Source organism: Rhodoluna sp. (assembly GCF_036721215.1).
Taxonomy (GTDB): Bacteria; Actinomycetota; Actinomycetes; order Actinomycetales; family Microbacteriaceae; genus Rhodoluna.
Genome location: NZ_DAIMLM010000001.1, coordinates 200,989 through 221,593, shown reverse-complemented (window position 1 = coordinate 221,593; position 20,605 = coordinate 200,989). Strand labels below are relative to the sequence as shown.

The window sequence follows — 20,605 nt, the reverse complement described above, 5'->3', positions numbered from 1 at the left end:
TAAGTAATTGGGTTTTGGTAACGCAGTGAGTCAAACTCTTTTCTCATCTTCCAGGAAATTCAAAATTTTGTTTTGAATCCCATTGCTGTCTATCCCAGCCAGGCTCCGAAGGTGTTCAGCAGATCCTGAGTCATGTCGCAATTCGTCCGCCAGGCCAATTCCCAAAATCTTTTTTGTTTGCCCTTTGCCTCGAAGGTATTCAAAAATAGCCGTATTAAAACCACCAACTAGTGAGTGTTCCTCTACAGATACAACATATTCGAAACTTTCTAACTCAAGGCCAGAAAGATCCATTGGCTTAATGACCGGGACTGAAACCACCTTTGCTCCAGCAAGTAATTGGGTTTTGGACTCCTCAACGGCCTTAAGTGCTTCTCCCGCAATTGAGCCTGTTGCTAACACAAGCAATTTTTCTCCGTCGCGAAGCGTGTAGGTTGGCTTAAGCACGTGCCCTCTATCTGGACCAATTTTTGGCTCAGCATTCTTACCTAGTCTTAAGTAGGTTGGTGAGGGTTCCTGAACAATTAGTTCAACAGCCGCTTCGACTTCTTGCGGGTCACAAGGTGACAATACTCTCATTCCAGGCAAAGCTCTCATTACGGCAAGGTCTTCCACCGCGTGGTGAGAATATCCAAGCGTTCCATAGGCTAGCCCGGCTCCTATTGACACTACGGTTACAGGGAGGTCTGGATAGCAAACATCATTTCTGATTTGCTCAAGACACCGAAAAGTGGGAAAGTTTGCTATTGAATAAACAAAAGGTAATTTCCCTGAATCAGCGAGTCCTGCTGCCATTCCCATCATGTTTTGCTCGGCAACTCCAGCGTTCAAAAATTGATTTGGGAATTCTTCTGCATAATTCTCCACTACGCCAAAGCCCAAGTCCCCGGTTAGTAAAAACACATTACTGTTTGCTCTTGCTACTTCCTCTAGCTTCCGTATGAATGCGTCTCTCACTATGTTTCACCAAGTTCTTCTAGTGCTAGAGAAAGAAACTCCCCCGATGGTGGTTTGTAGTGCCACGCTACAGAATTTTCCATAAATGAAACTCCATACCCTTTTGTCGTCTCACATATAACAACTTTGGGGGTTGTGCGGTTTTCGTAATCCCCAAAAACTGCAGTGCGAATTGATTCATGGTCATGTCCATTTACTACGTCCACACTCCAGCCAAATGCCTTCCATTTGTCAGCAAACGGCTCTAGGGCCACAGTGTCCTCAGTGCTCTTGAGTGATTGAAGCCTATTTCTGTCGATGAGGATAGTCAGGTTCTTCAAAACTAAATGAGAGGCAACTAGGGCTGCTTCCCAGTTACTGCCCTCGTCACATTCACCATCGGACAGAACTACAAAGAACCTTGTTTGCTCTCCTTGTATTTTTGCAGCCAGTGCTTTGCCAGCTGCAAATGGAAGTGCGTGGCCCAAGGACCCTGTTGAGTGATTTACCCCAGGAACTCCTCTCTTGTTTACGTGACCAATCAGTGGAGAATCATTCTTGCAATATGAGTCAAGCCACTCGAGTGGGAAGCACCCAGAATGAGCCATTACTGCATATGTTCCAGCGGCCGCGTGGCCTTTAGACACAAAAATAAGGGACTTACTATTCTCACTTTCAATATTCTTTAATCTTGTTTCGTGGTAGAGAACGGAAAGGATGTCAATTACCGAGAGCGAAGAGCCAACATGGGCTGCGCTAGCTTCAGCGGTCATCTTAATTGTGCTTACCCTAGCTTTTTGAGCCAAGGATTCCGAAGTTAAGTTCACCTGACTTGCCATTTCTGATTATTCTTTCTTTCACAATTATGGTGAGGAGGCATTAGTAACATTTTTCTGGTGAATAAAGCCATGACGATGATTCCCTATTGGAGACTTGGTGTCGGCTATCCATAAACTATCGACCCATAAATTCTGAGATCGAATGAGCGACATAGTCCAGCATTTCATTGGTTAGGCCTGGGTAAACTCCGACCCAGAAAGTTCTCAGCATAACGATATCCGTGTTTTGTAGATTGCCAACAACTCTAAAATCAACATTTCTATAGGCCGGCTGCTTCATTAGATTCCCCGCAAACATTAGCCTTGTTCCAATTTTTAGGGTTTCTAGATGGCGCAAGAGGTCTTCCCTGTTCACTGGGTGGGAGGGGTCAAGGGTGATTGGAAATCCAAACCAAGACGGCTCCGAGTTTTCTGTCGCCTTAGGAAGAATCAATCCTTCGACGGCTTTAAGTTTTTCATAGAGATAGTTAAAGTTTCTTCTTCGTGCCTCAATAAACGATTCCAACTTTGCGAGTTGGGTAACACCTAGAGCGGCTTGCATGTCTGTGGCCTTTAGGTTGTAACCGATATGCGAGTACGTGTATTTGTGGTCGTAGCCGACTGGTAAATCCCCAAGCTGCCAGCCAAACCTTTTCTGACACGTGTTGTCATGCCCAGTCTCGCAGTAACAGTCTCTTCCCCAGTCCCTAAATGATTCAACTTGCTTGGCTACAAGCGGAGACTTGCTAAAAACAGCACCACCTTCACCGGTGGTGATGTGGTGCGCTGGGTAAAAGCTAACTGTTGCGGTGTCTCCGAAGCTTCCTGTGCGCTTACCCTTATATGTGGAGCCCAGTGCGTCACAAGAGTCTTCGATCAACCAGAGGCCGTGCTTTTCGCAAAGTTCTTGAACCGTATCGAGGTCAAATGGATTTCCGAGAGTGTGTGCCATCATGATTGCTTTGGTCTTGGAGGAAATGGCTTCCCTGAGCATGTCAGGAAAAGCGTCATAGGTTTCCAGTTGGACATCAACAACAACTGGTCGAAGTCCATTCTGAATAATGGGATTCACTGTAGTTGGAAAACCCATAGCTACGGTCAGTACTTCATCGCCTGGCTTTAGTGCACGCTTGCCTAGTTTTGGGCTTGTTAGTGCACTGAGAGCGATCAGATTTGCACTCGAACCGCTATTTACAAAAAGAGTTTTTCTAGCTCCAACAAACTTTCCTAGTTTCCGTTGAAAATCTTCAGTAAACCTTCCAGCGGTTAGCCAGCCGTCAAGGCTTGAATCAACCAGGGATACGAAATCTGATGAGTCGAGAACTTTTCCGGAAACTGGGACTGGGGTTTCTCCAGCTTTGAATTCCGTTTTCGTTAGGTACGAGTCCGCATATGCCTTAGTTGCTTGAAGGGCTGCTTGCCTCAATGACTCTAAGTCACTCATTGCTGAACCCCGTGTTTCAATTAGCAGACCTTAATACTACAGATTCAGGATTGTGATTGAACTAGATTTAGGGTGGCTCCAGCTTCAGAGTGGTGCTAATTTTGAGGAAAGTCTTTCTAATTAGTGATGTTTGGGGTTATTTTGGCAAAAAGATTTGAAACCGAGCTCGCTGGCAAAAGAATCTTCTTGACCGGTCACACCGGGTTCACGGGCTCTTGGGCAAGCATCTGGCTAAACTCCATTGGCGCCCATGTCTTTGGGTACTCACTATCGCCTGAGACTTCCCCAAATTTGTATGACGAAGCAGGCGTAGCCGAACTTGTGCATGGAAAAATCGCTGACATCCGAGACTTTGATGATCTAAGAGATCAAATTAGAATGTTTCAGCCTGATCTTGTTCTCCACCTGGCGGCGCAACCCTTGGTTCGCAGGAGTTACCGAGTTCCGAGGGAGACTTTCGAAATTAACGCCCAAGGGACAGCAAACGTGTTGCAGGCAGCCCGGCTTGTTTCATCTATCAAAGGAGTTCTCTGTATAACCACTGACAAGGTTTATAAAAATCTTGAAACCGACTACCGGTATGTGGAGGGTGACGAGTTGGGAGGTAAAGATCCATACTCAGCGTCTAAGGCTGCTGCGGAGCTCATAATCTCAAGCTACCGAGATTCATTTAGAGTTGATGGTCCCACAAACCAGATCATTGCAGTGGCTAGAGGAGGAAATATTGTTGGTGGTGGGGATTGGTCTGAGGATAGATTGATTCCCGACTACATTCGTGCATTTCTTTCCGGTCAAGAAATGGAAGTAAGATTCCCAGAGTCAACCCGACCTTGGCAGCATGTGCTTTCTCTGATTGACGGTTACCTGTCGATTTTGGCTGGCATGTTGGGGCCAGAGCCCACAAGGTTTGATCGTGCATTTAACTTGGGCCCCATCGAAGAAAAGTCTTTCTCGGTATCTTCCGTACTTTCCTTGCTCGCTAAAGAGTTGCCTGGGGTCAAGATAAAGGAGCACGAATCAAAGCTGCATGAGGCTGGAAAACTTGGGCTCAACAGCGAACTGGCTACTGAAACATTTGGCTGGCAGCCGAGTTGGGATACCAATCAAGTCATAGAGAAAACAGCCTCTTGGTACAAAGAGTTCCTAGCCAACACCAAGCCAGCTCGGCAGCTTTGTCTTGACCAAATAGACTCATGGAAGCAATCAGAAATTAACGGTTAAAGGGGTTCAATGAAAGCTGTAATCTTTGCGGGCGGTTTAGGTACCCGAATTTCTGAGGAATCTGATCTAAGACCCAAGCCAATGGTAGAAATTGCCGATAGGCCGGTCCTGTGGCACATCATGAAAATGTACTCAAACCACGGCATAAATGAATTCATCATTTGCCTTGGTTACAAGGGATACATGATCAAAGAGTACTTTTACAACTATTACAGGCACACTTCAGATTTTCATATTGACTTAGCAACTGGTGAGTACAAGATACTTGACACGCAAACAGAGAGTTGGAAGATAACTTTTGTCGACACTGGGTTAGATACTCAGACCGGTGGCAGATTAAAGCGTGTTCAGAAATACATCGGAAATGAGACTTTTTGTCTTACCTACGGTGATGGTGTCTCAGATATACACATCTCGAAAGAGGTTGAATTTCACAAAGCCCACGGAAAGCTAGCTACCGTTGCCGCCGTTCAACCACCGGGCAGATTTGGAATACTAACTATGAACGAAGATGGTTTGGTGACTGACTTCAGAGAGAAGCGTGCGGAAGAAGTTGGTTGGGTTAATGGAGGGTTCTTTGTTCTCGAGCCTTCAGTTATCGATCTTGTTTCCGGTGATGAAACTATCTGGGAACGAGAGCCCTTGGAGCACTTAGCTAAAACCGGAAACCTAGCTTCTTTCAATCATTCAGGCTTTTGGCAGCCCATGGACACTTTGCGAGAAAAGAGGGTACTCGAGTCCCTAGCAGCCGATGGCACTCCTCCTTGGTTGAAGCACTAGACCACTAACTTGTCTAGGCGAGTTTGCCTTGGCTGTTTTGAATGAATTCCGAATTGGTTCAAAAGATTATTTGAACATCTGACAATTAATCCTTGCCGTTTAATCCCACTCGCTAGGCGCTTGCTCTCTACCCTTAGGTAAAGAGGAGGCTGCTGACCAGTTGGCAACCCATTGCGGGAGAATCGGCAGCGGTCCATTCCAAGGTGTGTACTCAAGGATCTCCTTGGGGGTAACGATGCCTCGGGATCTTTTCAAGAACCTGATTCTAACTACTGCTCTGGCGTAGATCTCCTTGCCAACCACAAATCTTTGTTCAAAATAGAAGGCCTCGTCAGTCCATCCAATAACTTTTGATTCCAGGTCGAAGGTTTGCCAAAGTTCTAGGGACTTTCTGAAGGTTATGTTCTCGGCTACTACCACTGGATACCAGCCAATTTTGTTCCACTTGTTCCATATACCGGTTCTCTTGCCGTGGTCGTAACGACCTAGATCCATGATGGTGAGAAAAACCCCGTTGTTCATGTGAGCGTAAATGTCAAGATCTGTTGGCCAAACTCTGAAGCGACGTTTAGCTACTCCATTTATCTGTATCTTGTTTCTAAATCTCCAGCTCATCAGCTGATAGATAACTCTGAGCCAAAGTTTCATTTACCAAATACTCACTCGCTTGGAATCTTCTAACCAAAGTTTGTCAGAAGGGCTTAGCTCAAAAGCTTCGTAGAAAGCGTCAATGTTTCGAACAATCTGGTTACACCGAAACTCGGGAGGTGAGTGTGGGTCGGTTGCTAGTCGTTGCAAGACCATTTCATCGCGTCCTTTAGTTCTCCAGGCTTGTGCCCAAGATAAAAATAGTCTTTGCTTTCCGGTTAGACCATCAATTAGCTCAGGCACTTTATCTCCCAGTGACATCAGATAAGCCTTGTAAGCAATTCCAAGTCCACCAAGATCTCCGATGTTCTCACCGATGGTGAGCTCGCCATTGACTTTATTGTCATCAGATAGCTGTTCAGGAGATAGCTCATTGAACTGAGTAATCAAACTAGAAGTTAGTTTTTCGAAAGCTGATCTATCTCCATCGCTCCACCAGCTAATGAGTGCACCATCGCCGTCATACTTTGATCCTTGGTCGTCAAAGCCGTGACCAATCTCGTGACCGATTACCGCTCCGATTGCCCCGAAGTTAACTGCATCGTCTGCATCCAGCGAGAAAAACGGTGGCTGCAAAATAGCTGCGGGGAAAACAATCTCGTTGAAACCAGGGTTGTAATAGGCGTTTACGGTTTGTGGGGTCATGAACCACTCGTCACGATCTAGCGGTGAGCCGATTTTCTTCATTTCACGATCAAGATTCCAAGAAGTGACGTTTTTCACGTTTGAGATCAAATCATTGCGATCGATTTTGATGCTCGAGTAGTCTTTCCACTTAACCGGGTAGCCGATTTTCGGTGTGAACTTGGTTAGCTTTACAAGGGCCTTTTTCTTGGTCTCATCGCTCATCCAAGAAAGATTCTCGATGCTGTCTTTATAAGCATCGATTAGATACTGAACCAACTCGTCCATACGTTTTTTGGCCTCAACTGGAAAGTACTTCTCAACGTAGATCTTTCCAACAGCCTCACCAAGCGAGCCCTCGACCAAGCTCACGGCTCGCTTCCAGCGAGCGCGGTTTACCGGCGCTCCTGTCAATGTTGTTCCGTAGAAACTAAATCTTTCTTCCACAAAATCTTGAGACAAATAGGCTGCTGCCTGGCTGATCAGTTTCCAGCTCATCCAAAGCTTGATGGCCTCTAGGTTTGATTCCGAGAAAGTGTCTTTCAGGGATTCAAAAAAGGACGGCATCATCACAATCGACTCGTTTAGAACTTTCGGGCTGATTTTTCCACCTTCAAACCACAGGTTCCAGTCAAAGGTAGTAGTTAGCTGTTTTAGCGAATCAAAATTTGTGAGGTTGTTCGTTTTCTCGGCATCTCTGGTTTCAACATTGTTCCAGTGATTTGAAGCCAACTTAGTTTCGAATTCAAAGATTGTTGCTGCTGCATCCTTAGCTGAATCTTCTCCCCATCCAGCTAGCTTCAACATTTTTTGAATGTGAACCACATATGCTGCGCGAATACTCTCGTGCTTTTCTTCGCGGTAATACGCCTCATCAGGAAGACCAAGGCCTCCTTGGTATAGGTTCACTAGGTATCTGGTTGGATCATTTGGGTCGTTGTCGACATACATTCCAAACAGCCCGCTGACTCCAGTTCTTTCAAACTCACCGAGCATTGTGGTGACCTCTGAAAGATTGGCGAGCGCCTTGATGCGGGCTAGATCACCTTCAATGGGTTTGGCGCCAAGAGCGTTGGCTTTTTCTTCGTCTAAGAAAGAGGCATAGAGGTCACCGATTTGCTGGCTGACTCCCGGTGTTGGGTTTGCGGAAGCCTCCTCCAGAATCAACTTGACGGCTTCCTCGGATGCGTCAGCAAGCATGTGGAAAGAGCCGTAGATGGCTTTATCTTCTGGGATCTCGGTGGTGTCTAGCCACTTGCCGTTGACATGCCTAAACAGGTCATCTTGGGGTCTGGTTGCTGGGCTCAGTGCTGTGGCGTCAATGCCTGGAGACAAATTCATTACTTCATCCTAGAAGGTTCTAGAGGCTAGGCTTTTTCATGTGGAACTCCAGAAAATAATCCTTTACTACGGCTTTGCCCCAGTGCCCGACCCGGAGGCTATGAAGCTTTGGCAGCGAACGTTGTGTGAATCTCTAGGCCTCAAGGGTCGAATTCTTATCTCCAAGCACGGCATCAATGGCACCTTGGGTGGCGACATGGCTGCACTAAAGAAGTACGCAAGAGCCACCAAGGAGTACCCGGGATTTAACCGCATCGATTTCAAGTGGTCAGATGGCACAGGTAATGACTTCCCAAGACTTCGGGTTCGCTCCAGAAAAGAGCTGGTTGCCTTCGGGGCACCAGAAGAGCTTCAGGTTGGACCTAGAGGAGTAATCGGCGGCGGTAAACACCTAAAGCCAGAAGAGGTAAATCAGCTAGTTCAAGATCGAGGCGATGACGTCGTCTTCTTTGATGGCCGGAATGCTTTTGAGGCAAAAATTGGAAAGTTCAAAAATGCTGTTGTGCCGGATGTTGAAACAACCCATGACTTTGTAAAAGAAATCGAATCCGGCAAGTTTGATCACTTAAAAGACAAACCTGTTGTCACCTACTGCACTGGCGGTATCCGCTGCGAGATTCTCTCTGTTGCAATGAAAAACCGTGGCTTTCAGGAGGTCTATCAGATCAAGGGTGGAATCGTTCGCTATGGAGAAGCGTTCGGTGATAAAGGCCTTTGGGAAGGTTCGCTCTATGTTTTTGATGACCGAATGGATATCGACTTTTCTCCAGACGCGAAAGTCATTGGTGTGTGTGAAGCGTGTGATGGTCCAGCCAAGAAATTCCGTGACTGCTCTTCGCTTTCTTGTAGAGATTTGATTTTGCTTTGCGACGAATGCGCGCAGGTTCCGGAGAATCTAGCCTGCAGCCCCTCACATACAAGAGGAAAGAGAATCGGCGCAACAGTCGGATAGCAAGCGTAAAAAGACAAGATTGTTTAGTCTTAGCGCTCTTGCGTTCTTACCTGCTTTAGCCCTTCGGTGCTCCCCCTAAACAGCACTTCCCAAAGTGCTCCGTTTCCGGTGTGAGTGACTACCTTTTTGCATTTCGAGACTAGAGACAAGATTGCAAGAAAAATCTGCCCCTGAATTTCGGGTTCCTTTGAATCACGTGTGTGCGCCCCAAGTGAACCACCGGGAGCTACAAGCTCATTGATAGTTGTCACAGCGTTCGGGAAAGCAGCTTCGAAGCCGACTATGACATCAGGTTCATCGGTTAGCAGCAAAATCCTCGGGTTATCCATCTCCTGCATGAACTGCCTCGTATGCGATATGAACTCTTTCAGGCTGGGAGTTTCTATTTCAGTTTGCTTGTCGGTACCTCTGTAGTGCACACCGATGGTTTCATCCAAATTGATCCCGTATTTTTCAACAAAGCCATCTGAGAACTTCACAACCTTTGGTGAAAGGCGAAAATACAAGCCAACAGTTTCTTGAACAGTCTTGAAAGGAATAGAAGCGTAGTCCTTACCCCACCAGTCATGAATGTCGTTGGGGTAGCTCTCGCTCTCAGCGGAAGCTAATTGAGACGAGTTCGTCTGCATTGGCGCTTGAAAAAAACTTTCCCAATTGTTTCTTAGTAGCCATTTCTTATAAAGACTCATGCCCATATTTGATTTGATTTTTGTGACTTCGCGACCTGATGCAGTGATGTCAGACAAGGTGACTGTGCTGCAAGACAAAAGTCCTGCGTTGTATGTGAGAAAATAGGTGTCTCTTACAAAAAAACCAAACTTTCCGGTTTGGAATTTAAGTAGCCCAGAAATTCCAGGTAACTTGGAAATCAAAGCAAGAATACTTACTGTAAGTTTTGCGATTCTGGTAAGAAAATAAGTCTTCATGTTCTGCCGGTACGTTCCCTCACGAATCGCGGAACGTACTTCATCTAGAAAAATCAGTATTTTCTTCATGTAGAGAATCCTAAATCAATCAAGTAAGCGCGTTTCGGGCAGAAATTAGGTGTTGTACCTTTTTTTACAGTTGATTACTGGTGATGTTGGTAAACTGGTAACTTACCGCCGAACAAGGGAATGTCTTGGGATTCTTAGATAAGTTCGAGAAAGGTCTTGAAAAGAAAGTCACTGGAATGTTTTCCAAAACTTTCAAATCAAGCCTAGAGCCAGTAGAGATAGCTTCGGCCATAAAGCAAGAAATGGATGCTAAGGCATCCATTCTTAGCCGCGATCGCATCCTGGTACCCAATAGCTACTTGGTTGAGCTAAGCCCCCAAGACCATGACCGGCTAAATGACCTAGGTGATCCTCTTATAGAAGAGCTCACCAAGCTTTGTTCGGAACACGCTAAGAACCAAAGATTCCAGTTCGGTGAAGTGCTGGAGATTTCCATTGCCCAAAATGCTACCTTGGCCTTGGGTCAGTTATCTGTAGTTGCCAGCAGCAAGAAGTTAAACATAGCCTGGGTGCCTGTTCTTGAGGTGGCTGGAGTAGGTCATTCCTTGGTTTCTTCCAAAACCACGGTTGGTAGAGATTCCACGGCAGACATCCAAATCGGGGACAATGGTCTAAGTAGAAAGCACTTTGAGATCCTTTGGGATGGCTCCAGCGCGGTTTTGCGAGATTTAGGGTCTACTAACGGAGTCAAAGTGAACGGTAGAAAGATTGACCAAGTGGTGCTCCAAAACGGAACCGCTTTTTCAGCAGGAAGAACTAATTTTCTGTTCAACGTGATAGCGAGGGCCAAGTGAGTGAATTAGCTTTATTTCTGGTTCGCACTGGTTTCCTGGCTTTGCTTTGGATCTTCATTTTCAGCATCATCTCAGTAATTAGAGCAGACCTCTTCGGACAGAAAGTCGTTTCCAAGGTTGCTTCTGCAAATCTTCCCAACGCATTTGTTCCCGCCTCTGGTTCAAACCAGGCTAGCGCCAAGCTTCCGCAACAAAAAGCCACCAAGATTGTGGTTACTGCCGGGGAAAAGATCGGCACTGAGATAGCGCTTTCTGGAAGACAACTAACTATTGGCCGGGCTGGCGACAGCGATTTGATTGTGGACGATGAATACACTTCCACCCATCACGCCAAGTTGGTATTCATAAATGGCGAATGGCTAGTTCAAGATCTTGATTCAACAAACGGGACTTTGCTGGATGGGAAGAAAATCACCACAACTGCCGTCGTTCCCCTAAACACTCAGGTCCGAGTGGGCCAGACTTCCTTCGAGCTAAGGGCCTAACTCTTGCCGATAAAGACAGTTTCATTTGCGGCCAGCGATATTGGTCGAGTTAGGTCCTCGAATCAAGACTCCGGATATGCCGGAGTAAATCTGTTTTTTGTTGCCGACGGGATGGGTGGTCACGCCGGGGGAGACATCGCTTCGGCAATTGCCTCGCAACACATTTCACTTGCCGACGAACCCTTAGCAACCAGCGCTGAAGCTGAACAGAAACTAATTGACTACATTTACCAAGCCAAGCAAAAAATTGATGCCAGCGTAAAGCAGCATCCGGCAATCACCGGAATGGGCACAACCCTTTCGGCGATGATGGTAACCGGCACCAAAGTCACTATTGCTCACATCGGTGACTCAAGAATTTATCTTGCCCGAGATGGTGTTGTGAAGCAGATCACCACCGACCACACCTTCGTACAAAGGCTGGTTGACACCGGTCGTATCAGTGAAGAAGAAGCTCTGGTGCATCCACGCCGAAGTGTGTTGATGCGAGTGCTCGGAGATATTGAGCAGTTCCCAGAAGTTGACATTGACACCTACGAAACCAAACCCGGTGATCGTTGGATGGCCTGCAGTGATGGACTCTCCGGCGTGGTCCCAGATCAGCTCATGAAAAACATCCTTCTAAGTAATGTCGACATCCAGGAAGCCGGTGAATTGCTTGTCGGCGAGGCTCTTGAGTTCGGTGCCCCAGACAACGTCACCGTTGTTCTAGTAGACGTTGTTGACGCCCAAAATGAAATTGAGTTTTCACCCGGCAGGATTTTGGTTGGCTCTGCAGCCAACGAAGTAGTAATCGAACAGCGCAAGGGTCTTCAGGTGCTGCGACTACTAAATCCACTAACGCTTCTTGAGCTCCTTCAAAAACCAGAAGACCCCGTTAGCTTTGCGCCGGAGTCAGAAGAGCTGCTAGAAAAAATCTTGAAAGAAACTAAGGGGCGCGTTCGAGCACGAAGATTTAGACAGATTGCTACCTACCTACTTCTGATTGCAGTGGCTAGCTACGGATTGTTCTTAGCTATTGAATACACACAAACCCGATACTTCGTTGCAATCAACGATGGCTACGTGGTTATCTTCAAGGGCATCAAAGAGGAACTCGGTCCCTTTAAGTTCTCAAGTGTCTATGAAGTAACTGATGTTTCAGTGGATTCACTTACCGACTTCCAGCGCGAAGCCCTCGAGCGCTCGATAACTGCGGAGTCGCCGGAAGAGGCCCAAAGAATCGTTTCTCAGCTTGGTGGTGAGTAGTTGAGCACTTTTACTGGCGCACTGCAAATTTCAAAGTTAGTCAAGATTGTTCCAAGAAGCAGAAACCTTGAAGCGCTGTTGTTGTTTTTTGCAGCTGGTCTAAATGCATTTGAACTGGCCCAAGTGCAGTTGTCAATTCTTGAGAAAATGACATTTGACTTATTCACCTATTGGCTACCGCCTGTGATTTTTGTGTTGGTAGTGCACTTAATCTTGCGCAAAAAAGCTTCAGAAGCAGATCCACTGATTCTCCCAATTGCGTTCGTTCTAAACGGATTAGGCATTTCAATGATCTACCGGCTGGATCTTGCAACCATTGCTTCGGGGGGAACCGAGCTGTTTGCTTTTAGGCAAGTGCTCTGGACTGCACTTGCTATGGGTGTAGCAGCAGCGGTTATCTACTTGATTCCATCGCAGCTTTTCTTGAGACGCTACGTATACACAGCTATGTTTGCTGGAATCTTGCTGTTGTTGCTTCCCATGCTTCCGGTGATTGGAACCACAATCAACGGTGCAACTCTTTGGATCTCACTTTTTGGCATTACCTTCCAACCAGGTGAACTTGCAAAAGTTGCACTAATTATCTTCTTTGCCGGTTACCTCGTGAACCACAAGGATTCCCTTGCGGTAGTTGGTAGAAAGGTTGCTGGAATTAGAATCCCTCGCGGTCGTGACCTTGGCCCAATTCTTTTGATTTGGCTCGCCAGTATTTTGGTTCTTGTTTTGCAGCGCGACCTTGGAACTAGCATTTTGTACTTCGGCTTGTTTTTGGTGATGATCTATGTCGCTACTGGAAGAGCCTTCTATGCCGGTATTGGCGTGGCTATGTTGGTTACCGGTGGCTTGGTAGCTTCCCGGGTCTTGGATTATGTATCCAGACGATTCGACACCTGGTTGAACCCGTTCGCTGCAGAAAACTATGACGCCGCGGGCGGTAGTTACCAGATCGTTCAGGGAATTTTTGGCATGTCTAATGGAAGCGTTTTTGGATCAGGACTTGGTGGTGGTGTTCCACAGCTGGTTCCACTAGCCGAAAGCGATTTCATTATTGCCAGCCTCGCGGAGGAGTTGGGGCTAATTGGATTCTTTGCGATTTTGGCACTGTACTTTTTGTTGGTTGCAAGGGGCCTAAAGATTGGCTTCAGCCACAGCGATGAATTTGCCAAGCTTTTGGCTGTTGGGTTTGCTTTTGTTATTGCCCTCCAGGTATTTGTGGTGATTGGAGGGGTAACAAGACTCTTGCCCCTAACCGGACTAACAACCCCGTTGCTCGCCGCTGGTGGTTCGTCCCTGTTTGCCAACTGGGTAATAATCGCGATGCTACTTCGACTCTCAGACTCGACAACCGATCACGCTTCTAAGTTGGTAATCCGATGATTAGAGAGCTCAAACGAGTTTCGCTAGTTGTGGCGACAATGTTTATTGCGCTGTTTATCTCGGCTTCTTTGATTCAAGCGGTGGACAGTGAGGCTTTAGCCGAAGACCCGAGAAACGTAAGAAGTTTGTATGAGGGCTACAAAACCCTTCGTGGACCGATTTTGGTTGATGGCAAGCCAATAGCAAGCTCGATTGAATCAGACGATGCTTACAAATATCTACGCGTTTATGAAGATCAGATGTATTCCTCGGTTACTGGCTATTTCTCTGTTTTTAGAGGAGCAACAGGTGTTGAGGCAGCACTTAACTCTTATCTTTCTGGACAAAGTTCCTCACAGTTTTTTGAGAAGTTCAACGCCGTGCTTTCGGGTAACCCAGTTTCTGGTGCAGCTGTTGAGCTAACTATTGATCCTGTCATGCAGCAAGCCGCTTGGGATGCTCTTGGGGATCTACAGGGTTCAGTAGTGGTTCTTGACCCAGCAACCGGAAACATCCTTGCGATGGTTTCTAAATCCGGTTTTGACGCCAACGAGCTGGCTGGCCACGACAACCAAGTCGTTGCTGATAACTACGCAAGATTAGAAGCTGACCCAACTAATCCACTAATCAACAAAGCAATTAGCGGAGACCTATATCACCCTGGATCGGTTTTCAAGCTAGTGGTGGCAGCCGCAGCACTGGAATCTGGTTTGTATACCAATGACTCGACATTGCAGAACCCAGTTTCGATTCAGCTTCCTGGATCAACTTCTGAAGTTTTTAATTCAACCCAACGCGCTTGCGGTAGTGGTGGCGCGACAGTTACCTTGCTTCAAGCGTTGTCTCTTAGTTGCAACATCCCATTTGTTGAGATTGGGTTAGATCTGGGTCAAGATCGATTACGCGCTCAGGCAGAACTTTTTGGGTTTGGCAAGGAACTAAGAATTCCGATGATGGTCACCCCGAGTTTCTTTCCTCCAGTGCTAGACGACGCTCAGCTCGCTTTGAGTTCTTTTGGTCAGTATGACGTTCGAGTAACACCACTTCAAATGGCAATGATCTCCTCAGCAATAGCAAACGGTGGGGTTCTCATGAAGCCAAACCTTATCGAAAGCGTCATTAGTCCAAACCTCTCGGTTATTGATGCGCCTCAACCTCAGGTGTTCTCACAACCGATTACCGCGGCAACGGCAGAGAGTATCAAGTTGATGATGATCGATTCCGTATCAAACGGTGTTGCTTCTAACGCGGAGATAGCCGACATAGAAGTTGCGGGTAAGACCGGAACTGCCGAAAACGGCGAGGGTATTAGGCCAACTCTTTGGTTCACCGGTTTTGCTCCAGCAACCAACCCAAGATTTGTAATTGCCGTGGTGATTGAAGACGGTGGTGGGAGAGACAGCGGCTACGGCGGAAATGCAACCGCCGCACCTGTTGCTAGAGAGTTTTTCCGGGTGGTGCTCGGTAAATGAAACCAGAAGCCGGACAGATTTATGGAAATAGATACCGACTAGTTGATCGCATTGCCATTGGAGGTATGGGTGAGGTTTGGCGAGCGCACGACGAGGTTATCCTCCGCGATGTCGCAATAAAAATCCTGAAGCCTGAGTTCATGGGTGATCCAGGCTTTTTAGAAAGATTCCGAGTTGAAGCTCGTCATGCCGCTCGAGTGGACCACGTTGGAATCGCCGATGTTTACGACTACGGAGAAGGTTCCGGTTCGGCTTATCTGGTTATGGAAATTGTCGCTGGAGACTCACTTGCGCGCATTATTGAAAAGCGAATTCGTCTTACCGAAATTGAAGTTCTAAGCATTGTTGAGCAAACTGCGAAAGCGCTTCACGCTGCCCACGAGGACGGACTTGTTCACCGAGACATCAAGCCAGGAAACTTACTTATTACGCCATCTGGAAAAGTTAAGATCACCGACTTTGGTATTGCCAGAGTTGCCGATCAAGTTGCCCTAACCGCAACTGGTCAAGTCATGGGCACAGTTCAATACCTATCCCCTGAGCAGGCCACAGGAAAGCCTGCCACGCCATCGACTGACATTTACTCACTGGGAATTGTTGCCTATGAAGCGCTAACTGGAAGAAGACCATTCACGGGGGAATCTCAAATGGTTATCGCGATGGCCCAGATCAATGACAAGCCACCGGCTATAGGTGACGACATAGACAAAAGGGTGCAAGAGCTGATTTTGTCTTGTATAGCCAAAAAACCAAATCAACGTCCTGGCAGTGCTCTTGATTTATCAAACAGGGCAAGAGCACTTAGGTTACAGCTTGAAGGCGTCTCGGCCACCGAAGTCTTTGATCCGCAAAGTGCTCCAGTGACAAGAGTGAATGACACTGCTACCGCACCAGACACCGAGCCAGTAGCGAAGTTGCCAGCTGTTTGGCCTTGGCTGGCGCTCATTGGAGTTTTAGTGGTAGCCGCGGGAGCCGTGATGATTGCAATTATTGTGAGCTTGGTTTCTGAACAGAACCCTTCGCCAAGCCCTTCTTCTATTTCAGTTTCCAAGCGACCAACCGAACCTGCTCCCGATAGACCAATTTCCACCGTCAGTGTTTTTTTGGCTGATGTTGTTGGCAAAAAAGTTATCGATGCAACGACATTTTTGACCCAACAGGGCCTTTTAGTGGAAGCTGTTGCAGGTGAGGCATTGGACCCAAGTGATCCACGAATTTTGGATGTTTACCAAGCCGAAGGTCTTGGTCAGGTAGCTGTTGGTTCCACTGTGAGAATTTTTTACTACATCCAAGGAGAAGCTGCACCGAGCCCTAGCCCGTCACCGACAGTATCTCCAAGTCCTAGCCCCACAGGTACGCAGAGCCCAAGTCCCGATTCCAGTGGAGGCGGCTAGTGAGATTGCGCTTGGTATTATTGAATAAGAAGAGTCGGGGAGAAACAATTGTCTGAGCAAGAACGCGTCTTGGCTGGCCGCTACAGAGTTGGCGAGCTAATTGGGCGCGGTGGTATGGCTGATGTTTTTGAGGGTGTCGACCTTCGCCTCGGACGCAAGGTGGCTATCAAGCTCCTAAAGTCTGATCTAGCTAATGACGAATCTTTCGAGTCTCGCTTTGCTAAAGAGGCCCAGGCCTCGGCAAAGATGGCACACCCAACTATCGTTCGCATTTACGATGCCGGCGAGGAGACTTCAACCGATTCAAACGGAAGCCAAATTAAGACTCCGTTCATAATTATGGAATACGTAAACGGGCGACTTCTTCGCGACATCATGCACGACAAGAAGCTAAGCCTGAAAGAAGCGGTTGACTTTGCCAAGGGGGTTCTTAGTGCTCTCGAGGTTTCTCACAAAGCCGGAATCATCCACCGGGACATAAAGGCTTCAAACATCATGATCACCAATGACGGCCAAGTAAAAGTAATGGACTTTGGCATCGCCAGGGCAATCGCAGATTCTTCGGAAACTCAGGCACACACCGCTGGAATTGTAGGAACAGCCCAGTACTTCTCGCCAGAGCAAGCTCGTGGAGAAGTTGTAGATTCTCGAACCGACCTTTATTCAATGGGTGTTTTGCTATACGAGATGTTGGCGGGAAGACCCCCATTCAAGGGTGACACTGCAGTATCGGTTGCTTACCAACACGTGAGCGAAAAAGTTCCGACTCCTTCTGAGCACAACCCAGAAATCACACCTGAACTTGATCGGGTTGTTCTAAACGCCTTGGCTAAAGACCGTGAAGAGCGTTTTCAAACTGCTGAAGAATTCCGTGAGCACCTGCTAGCAGCTGTTCGTGGGGAATCTCTTCCTAAAACAGGATTTACTCCAAAGACAACCGTTGTCTCAGAGCAGCAGGCGATGCCAACAGAGGTTATTGACTCTGTAAGCGCTGACGACTTCTTTAAAGAAGTAGGTATCGAAATTGCCGCTGGCGAGCCGACAACGACCATAACTGTTCGCGAACGAGTAACCAAAGAGCTACCCTCCCCTAAATTGCTGTGGGGTGTTGGATCTGGTGTTGCCGTAACGCTTGTTGGTTTGATTATTTGGCTAATTGCTCTGGGCGGGGCTTTTTCTCCGATCGATTCGAACAGTGCAACCGGTGTTGAAGTATCTGATGTAACTGGTGAGCTTTTTGCTGATGGAAGTCAGACTTTGAAAGACCAGGGTCTTTTGGTTCAAAGAGTGGCTGAAGTAAACGAGTCTGTAAAAGAAGGTCTAATCATCAGAACTGATCCACCGAGTGGTCGAAAGGTTCCAGCCGGAACCACCATCGATGTATACGTATCTTCTGGCAAATCCGAGTCTGCAGTTCCGCTGTTGTCCGGTCTAACTGAAGCAGAAGCTAAACAAGAGTTAGAAAAAGCTGGTTTGGTTCTTGGTGGAATCACGTCAGTAAACTCCGCGACAATAGCCAAGGGTGAGGTCATCGAATCTGTCCCAGCAGCTAACGAGCAGGTTACAGAGGGGTCTGCGGTAAAGCTTCTTGTCTCCGACGGTCAAGTATTGGTCCCATCCGTGGTTGGCATGGGGGCAACCGATGCAAGGCGTGCCATGGAGGGGACTGATGTTGGCTTCAACGTTTTGGTTCAACCATCAGCTACCTGTACTTCCGGGGGAGGCACCGCAGGAACCATAGTTGCCTCTCAGTCAATTCCGGCTGGTCTCGCAGCACAGAAGCAAACCATTACCTTGATTTTGAACTGTATTGCTGGTACCCCAACTCCAACAACTTCGCCATCACCGACGACATCACCAACAACGTCACCATCACCGACTCCTTAGAACCTAAAGCTTTATCATCGGCGTTAGCGTCTTAGCTTTTTCCGCGGCTCCTTTGAGTCCAATTGATTCGAGCCAGTTTCCAAGCATCTGGTAACCGCCTTCTGTTAGCACACTCTCCGGGTGGAACTGAACTCCGTAAATGGGTTTTGATAAGTGTTGTAGACCCATGATTACGCCACCTTTGGTGCGGCTGGTTACAACTAGATCTTTGGGCACCGTGTTATCGACAACTGCCAGAGAGTGATACCTAGTTGCCCTAAAGGATTTAGGGACATCTTTGAATACCAGGCTGTTGTCGTGTTCAACTTCACTAGTTTTACCATGCATTAGTTCTTCAGCGCTGGTAACGGTTGCCCCCATAGCCTCTGCGATGGCTTGGTGACCGAGGCAAACTCCAAAAACCGACTGATTGGTTTCCAGAGCAATTTGAACAACATTGATGCTGAGCCCAGCATCCTTGGGGGTTCCAGGTCCGGGGCTTATGAGCACTCCGTCGTACTTTTTCATCAGCTCTGGAAGCTCTTTTGCGCTAACGCCATCGTTTCTCACGACGTCGGTTGTGGCGCCAAGCTGCTGTAAATAGCCACTGAGCGTGTATACGAAGCTGTCATAGTTATCCAGCACGAGAATCTTGGTCATCTTATTCAAAGCCTACTTGTAGAATTATGACCATGCCTAAATTGACTGCGACCCCTGAAGACGACTCGTCGTTACCAAATAAGCGTTCCTTGAAGCTTCCTAAGCGCAAGCCGAAGATCGAAAAGGTAGCCAAGTCAAGAAACTCCGAAGATGCTCTAAACCCGGTTTGGTTCAAGCCTGTGATGTTTGGCTTCATGATTGTTGGGTTGTTCTGGATCATCACTTACTACGTCACCAGCGCACAGTTCCCACTAGGAGCTGCAACACCGCTGAATCTTTCCAACTGGAACATCTTGATTGGTTTTGGAATTGCCATGGTCGGCTTCATGATGTCGACTCGCTGGAAGTAAAACTCTAAGAAAACATCGGTCCTAACCGAAAAATCACTCCCGCAACAATCAGAGCAATAATCACAAGAAGCACTCCCAAGACTTGAATCTTTTGAGTTAGCGCTGACTTGTATCTTGTTCTGGCATAAACAGCAGTAACTGACATTCCGGCAAGTAAGCCACCTAGGTGACCTTGCCAAGAAATGCTCGGGAAGAAAAATCCAAACGCTAAGTTGACGGCAATAAGGGCAAGTAGCTGCCCGCTGTTATCACCGATGGTTCTAAGCATGATGAAGTAAGCACCCATCAAGCCAAAGAATGCTCCTGATGCTCCAACAACTGGGGTAACCGGGCTGCCGAGCCACAACACCATCGCTGATCCACCGATGATAGATATCAGATAAAGAGCTAAGAACCTGGCTGGACCAAGCATTGGTTCGATAACTCGACCAAAGATGTAGATCGAGTAGACGTTAATCAAAATGTGCCAAGGGCTATCTGGCGAGTGAACAAACCCTGCCGTGAGCATTCGCCAAGGCTCGATGGTTGTTAGTAGTGGTGCATACAGCAGTGTGTTCGTCACACCAGAGCCGGGAATTACCTGAGCTAGCCAAATCAGCAGATTGATCGAGATCAGCCAAACAGTAACTTTTGGCTGAGCCGATTTCAATCTTGCCAAGAGAAAACTCTAGAGAGTTTCGATTGAGATGGCCTCAATCACGACATCATCAAGGGGCTTGTCAGACGCATTTGTGTCAACAGCCTGAATCTTGTCCACAACCTTGCGGCTAGCTTCGTCGACAACATCACCGAAGATGGTGTGCTTTCCGTATAGCCAGGTGGTTGGTGCTGTGGTGATGAAAAACTGTGAGCCGTTGGTTCCAGGTCCCGCGTTAGCCATAGCTAGCTTGTATGGCTCGTTGAAGGTCAGTTCAGGGTGAATCTCGTCACCGAACTGGTAGCCAGGGCCACCCATGCCGGTTCCGGTTGGGTCTCCACCTTGGATCATGAAATCAGGAATTATGCGGTGAAAGATTACTCCGTTGTATAGCGGAGTACCTTTTGCCTGTGGGCCACGACTTGGGTGAACCCAGTCGATGGTTCCAGTTGCGAGACCTACGAAGTTCGCAACTGTCTTTGGCGCGTGAAGAGCGAAAAGGTTTACCTTGATTTCGCCGTGGTTAGTTTTAATTGAAGCAACATGTGTATGTGTAGTCATCCCTCTATTCTGGCATGAGACTA

The 20,605-nt window shown here is 47.4% G+C and carries 20 protein-coding genes; 11 read left to right on the top strand and 9 right to left on the bottom strand.

Annotation, left to right across the window (positions count from 1 at the left end; genetic code table 11):
* Positions 1-30: 30 nt before the first annotated feature.
* The 3 genes from AC9UCN_RS01160 to rfbH form a co-directional block, all read right to left on the bottom strand.
* Positions 31-957 (bottom strand): transketolase family protein, encoded by a 927-nt coding sequence (locus AC9UCN_RS01160; protein WP_509522998.1) that lies wholly within the window; start codon positions 955-957, stop codon positions 31-33.
* Positions 957-1,775 carry a transketolase gene (locus AC9UCN_RS01155; RefSeq protein WP_509522997.1) on the bottom strand — a complete coding sequence of 273 codons (819 nt, stop codon included), beginning with the start codon at positions 1,773-1,775 and terminating at the stop codon, positions 957-959. Before AC9UCN_RS01155 ends, AC9UCN_RS01160 begins: the two co-directional genes overlap by 1 nt.
* A 115-nt stretch (positions 1,776-1,890) precedes the next feature.
* On the bottom strand, positions 1,891-3,198 hold the full coding sequence (gene rfbH / locus AC9UCN_RS01150; protein ID WP_509522995.1) for a lipopolysaccharide biosynthesis protein RfbH: 1,308 nt from the start codon (positions 3,196-3,198) through the stop codon (positions 1,891-1,893).
* A 141-nt stretch (positions 3,199-3,339) separates the two neighbouring features.
* On the opposite strand from rfbH, the gene rfbG reads away from it, so the two are divergent.
* Together rfbG and rfbF are read left to right on the top strand one after the other, a co-directional pair.
* The gene (gene rfbG / locus AC9UCN_RS01145; protein WP_509522993.1) at positions 3,340-4,419 is read left to right on the top strand and encodes a CDP-glucose 4,6-dehydratase; all 1,080 of its coding nucleotides are present in this window, start codon (positions 3,340-3,342) and stop codon (positions 4,417-4,419) included.
* Between the two features lie 9 nt (positions 4,420-4,428).
* Positions 4,429-5,199: a glucose-1-phosphate cytidylyltransferase gene (gene rfbF, locus AC9UCN_RS01140; protein WP_509522991.1), complete on the top strand. Its 771-nt coding sequence runs from the start codon at positions 4,429-4,431 to the stop codon at positions 5,197-5,199.
* Positions 5,200-5,298: 99 nt separating this feature from the next.
* Here rfbF and AC9UCN_RS01135 read toward each other — a convergent pair whose 3' ends face one another.
* Complete coding sequence (locus AC9UCN_RS01135; protein ID WP_509522989.1) at positions 5,299-5,847, bottom strand: acyl-CoA thioesterase; 549 nt, start codon at positions 5,845-5,847, stop codon at positions 5,299-5,301.
* A complete protein-coding gene (locus AC9UCN_RS01130; RefSeq protein WP_509522988.1) occupies positions 5,848-7,812 on the bottom strand; it encodes a M13 family metallopeptidase in 1,965 nt (654 codons plus the stop codon).
* A gap of 40 nt (positions 7,813-7,852) precedes the next feature.
* Between AC9UCN_RS01130 and trhO the strand changes: the two genes are divergently transcribed.
* Entirely contained in the window at positions 7,853-8,764 is a 912-nt protein-coding gene (trhO, locus tag AC9UCN_RS01125; RefSeq protein ID WP_509522986.1) for an oxygen-dependent tRNA uridine(34) hydroxylase TrhO, read from the top strand.
* Positions 8,765-8,793: 29 nt separating this feature from the next.
* On the opposite strand, the gene AC9UCN_RS01120 is transcribed toward trhO, so the two are convergent.
* Positions 8,794-9,759 carry an O-fucosyltransferase family protein gene (locus AC9UCN_RS01120; protein WP_509522984.1) on the bottom strand — a complete coding sequence of 322 codons (966 nt, stop codon included), beginning with the start codon at positions 9,757-9,759 and terminating at the stop codon, positions 8,794-8,796.
* A gap of 125 nt (positions 9,760-9,884) precedes the next feature.
* Between AC9UCN_RS01120 and AC9UCN_RS01115 the strand changes: the two genes are divergently transcribed.
* From AC9UCN_RS01115 to pknB, 7 genes are read left to right on the top strand one after another with little or no spacing between them, the layout of a single operon-like run.
* Positions 9,885-10,553 carry an FHA domain-containing protein gene (locus tag AC9UCN_RS01115; protein ID WP_509522983.1) on the top strand — a complete coding sequence of 223 codons (669 nt, stop codon included), beginning with the start codon at positions 9,885-9,887 and terminating at the stop codon, positions 10,551-10,553.
* Positions 10,550-11,038, top strand: coding sequence for an FHA domain-containing protein FhaB/FipA (locus AC9UCN_RS01110; RefSeq protein WP_509522981.1), 489 nt, complete (start codon positions 10,550-10,552; stop codon positions 11,036-11,038). The genes AC9UCN_RS01115 and AC9UCN_RS01110 overlap by 4 nt, the downstream gene beginning before the upstream one ends.
* Before the next feature lie 3 nt (positions 11,039-11,041).
* Complete coding sequence (locus AC9UCN_RS01105; RefSeq protein WP_509522979.1) at positions 11,042-12,286, top strand: PP2C family protein-serine/threonine phosphatase; 1,245 nt, start codon at positions 11,042-11,044, stop codon at positions 12,284-12,286.
* Positions 12,287-13,663 (top strand): FtsW/RodA/SpoVE family cell cycle protein, encoded by a 1,377-nt coding sequence (locus AC9UCN_RS01100; protein WP_509522978.1) that lies wholly within the window; start codon positions 12,287-12,289, stop codon positions 13,661-13,663.
* Positions 13,660-15,114 (top strand): peptidoglycan D,D-transpeptidase FtsI family protein, encoded by a 1,455-nt coding sequence (locus AC9UCN_RS01095; protein ID WP_509522976.1) that lies wholly within the window; start codon positions 13,660-13,662, stop codon positions 15,112-15,114. Before AC9UCN_RS01100 ends, AC9UCN_RS01095 begins: the two co-directional genes overlap by 4 nt.
* Positions 15,111-16,508, top strand: a complete 1,398-nt coding sequence (locus AC9UCN_RS01090) for a protein kinase domain-containing protein (RefSeq protein ID WP_509522975.1) — start codon at positions 15,111-15,113, stop codon at positions 16,506-16,508. The genes AC9UCN_RS01095 and AC9UCN_RS01090 overlap by 4 nt, the downstream gene beginning before the upstream one ends.
* Before the next feature lie 48 nt (positions 16,509-16,556).
* On the top strand, positions 16,557-18,395 hold the full coding sequence (pknB, locus tag AC9UCN_RS01085) for a Stk1 family PASTA domain-containing Ser/Thr kinase (protein WP_509522973.1): 1,839 nt from the start codon (positions 16,557-16,559) through the stop codon (positions 18,393-18,395).
* Positions 18,396-18,398: 3 nt separating this feature from the next.
* Here pknB and AC9UCN_RS01080 read toward each other — a convergent pair whose 3' ends face one another.
* Positions 18,399-19,034, bottom strand: a complete 636-nt coding sequence (locus AC9UCN_RS01080) for an anthranilate synthase component II (protein WP_509522971.1) — start codon at positions 19,032-19,034, stop codon at positions 18,399-18,401.
* Between the two features lie 32 nt (positions 19,035-19,066).
* Here AC9UCN_RS01080 and AC9UCN_RS01075 point away from each other — a divergent pair, with 32 nt between their 5' ends.
* Positions 19,067-19,384, top strand: a complete 318-nt coding sequence (locus AC9UCN_RS01075; protein WP_509522970.1) for a cell division protein CrgA — start codon at positions 19,067-19,069, stop codon at positions 19,382-19,384.
* Positions 19,385-19,388: 4 nt separating this feature from the next.
* Here the strand turns inward: AC9UCN_RS01075 and AC9UCN_RS01070 are convergent, their stop codons facing one another.
* Both AC9UCN_RS01070 and AC9UCN_RS01065 read right to left on the bottom strand, forming a co-directional pair.
* A complete protein-coding gene (locus tag AC9UCN_RS01070; protein ID WP_509522969.1) occupies positions 19,389-20,042 on the bottom strand; it encodes a rhomboid family intramembrane serine protease in 654 nt (217 codons plus the stop codon).
* A gap of 9 nt (positions 20,043-20,051) precedes the next feature.
* Positions 20,052-20,582, bottom strand: coding sequence for a peptidylprolyl isomerase (locus AC9UCN_RS01065; RefSeq protein ID WP_509522967.1), 531 nt, complete (start codon positions 20,580-20,582; stop codon positions 20,052-20,054).
* Positions 20,583-20,605: the final 23 nt, after the last annotated feature.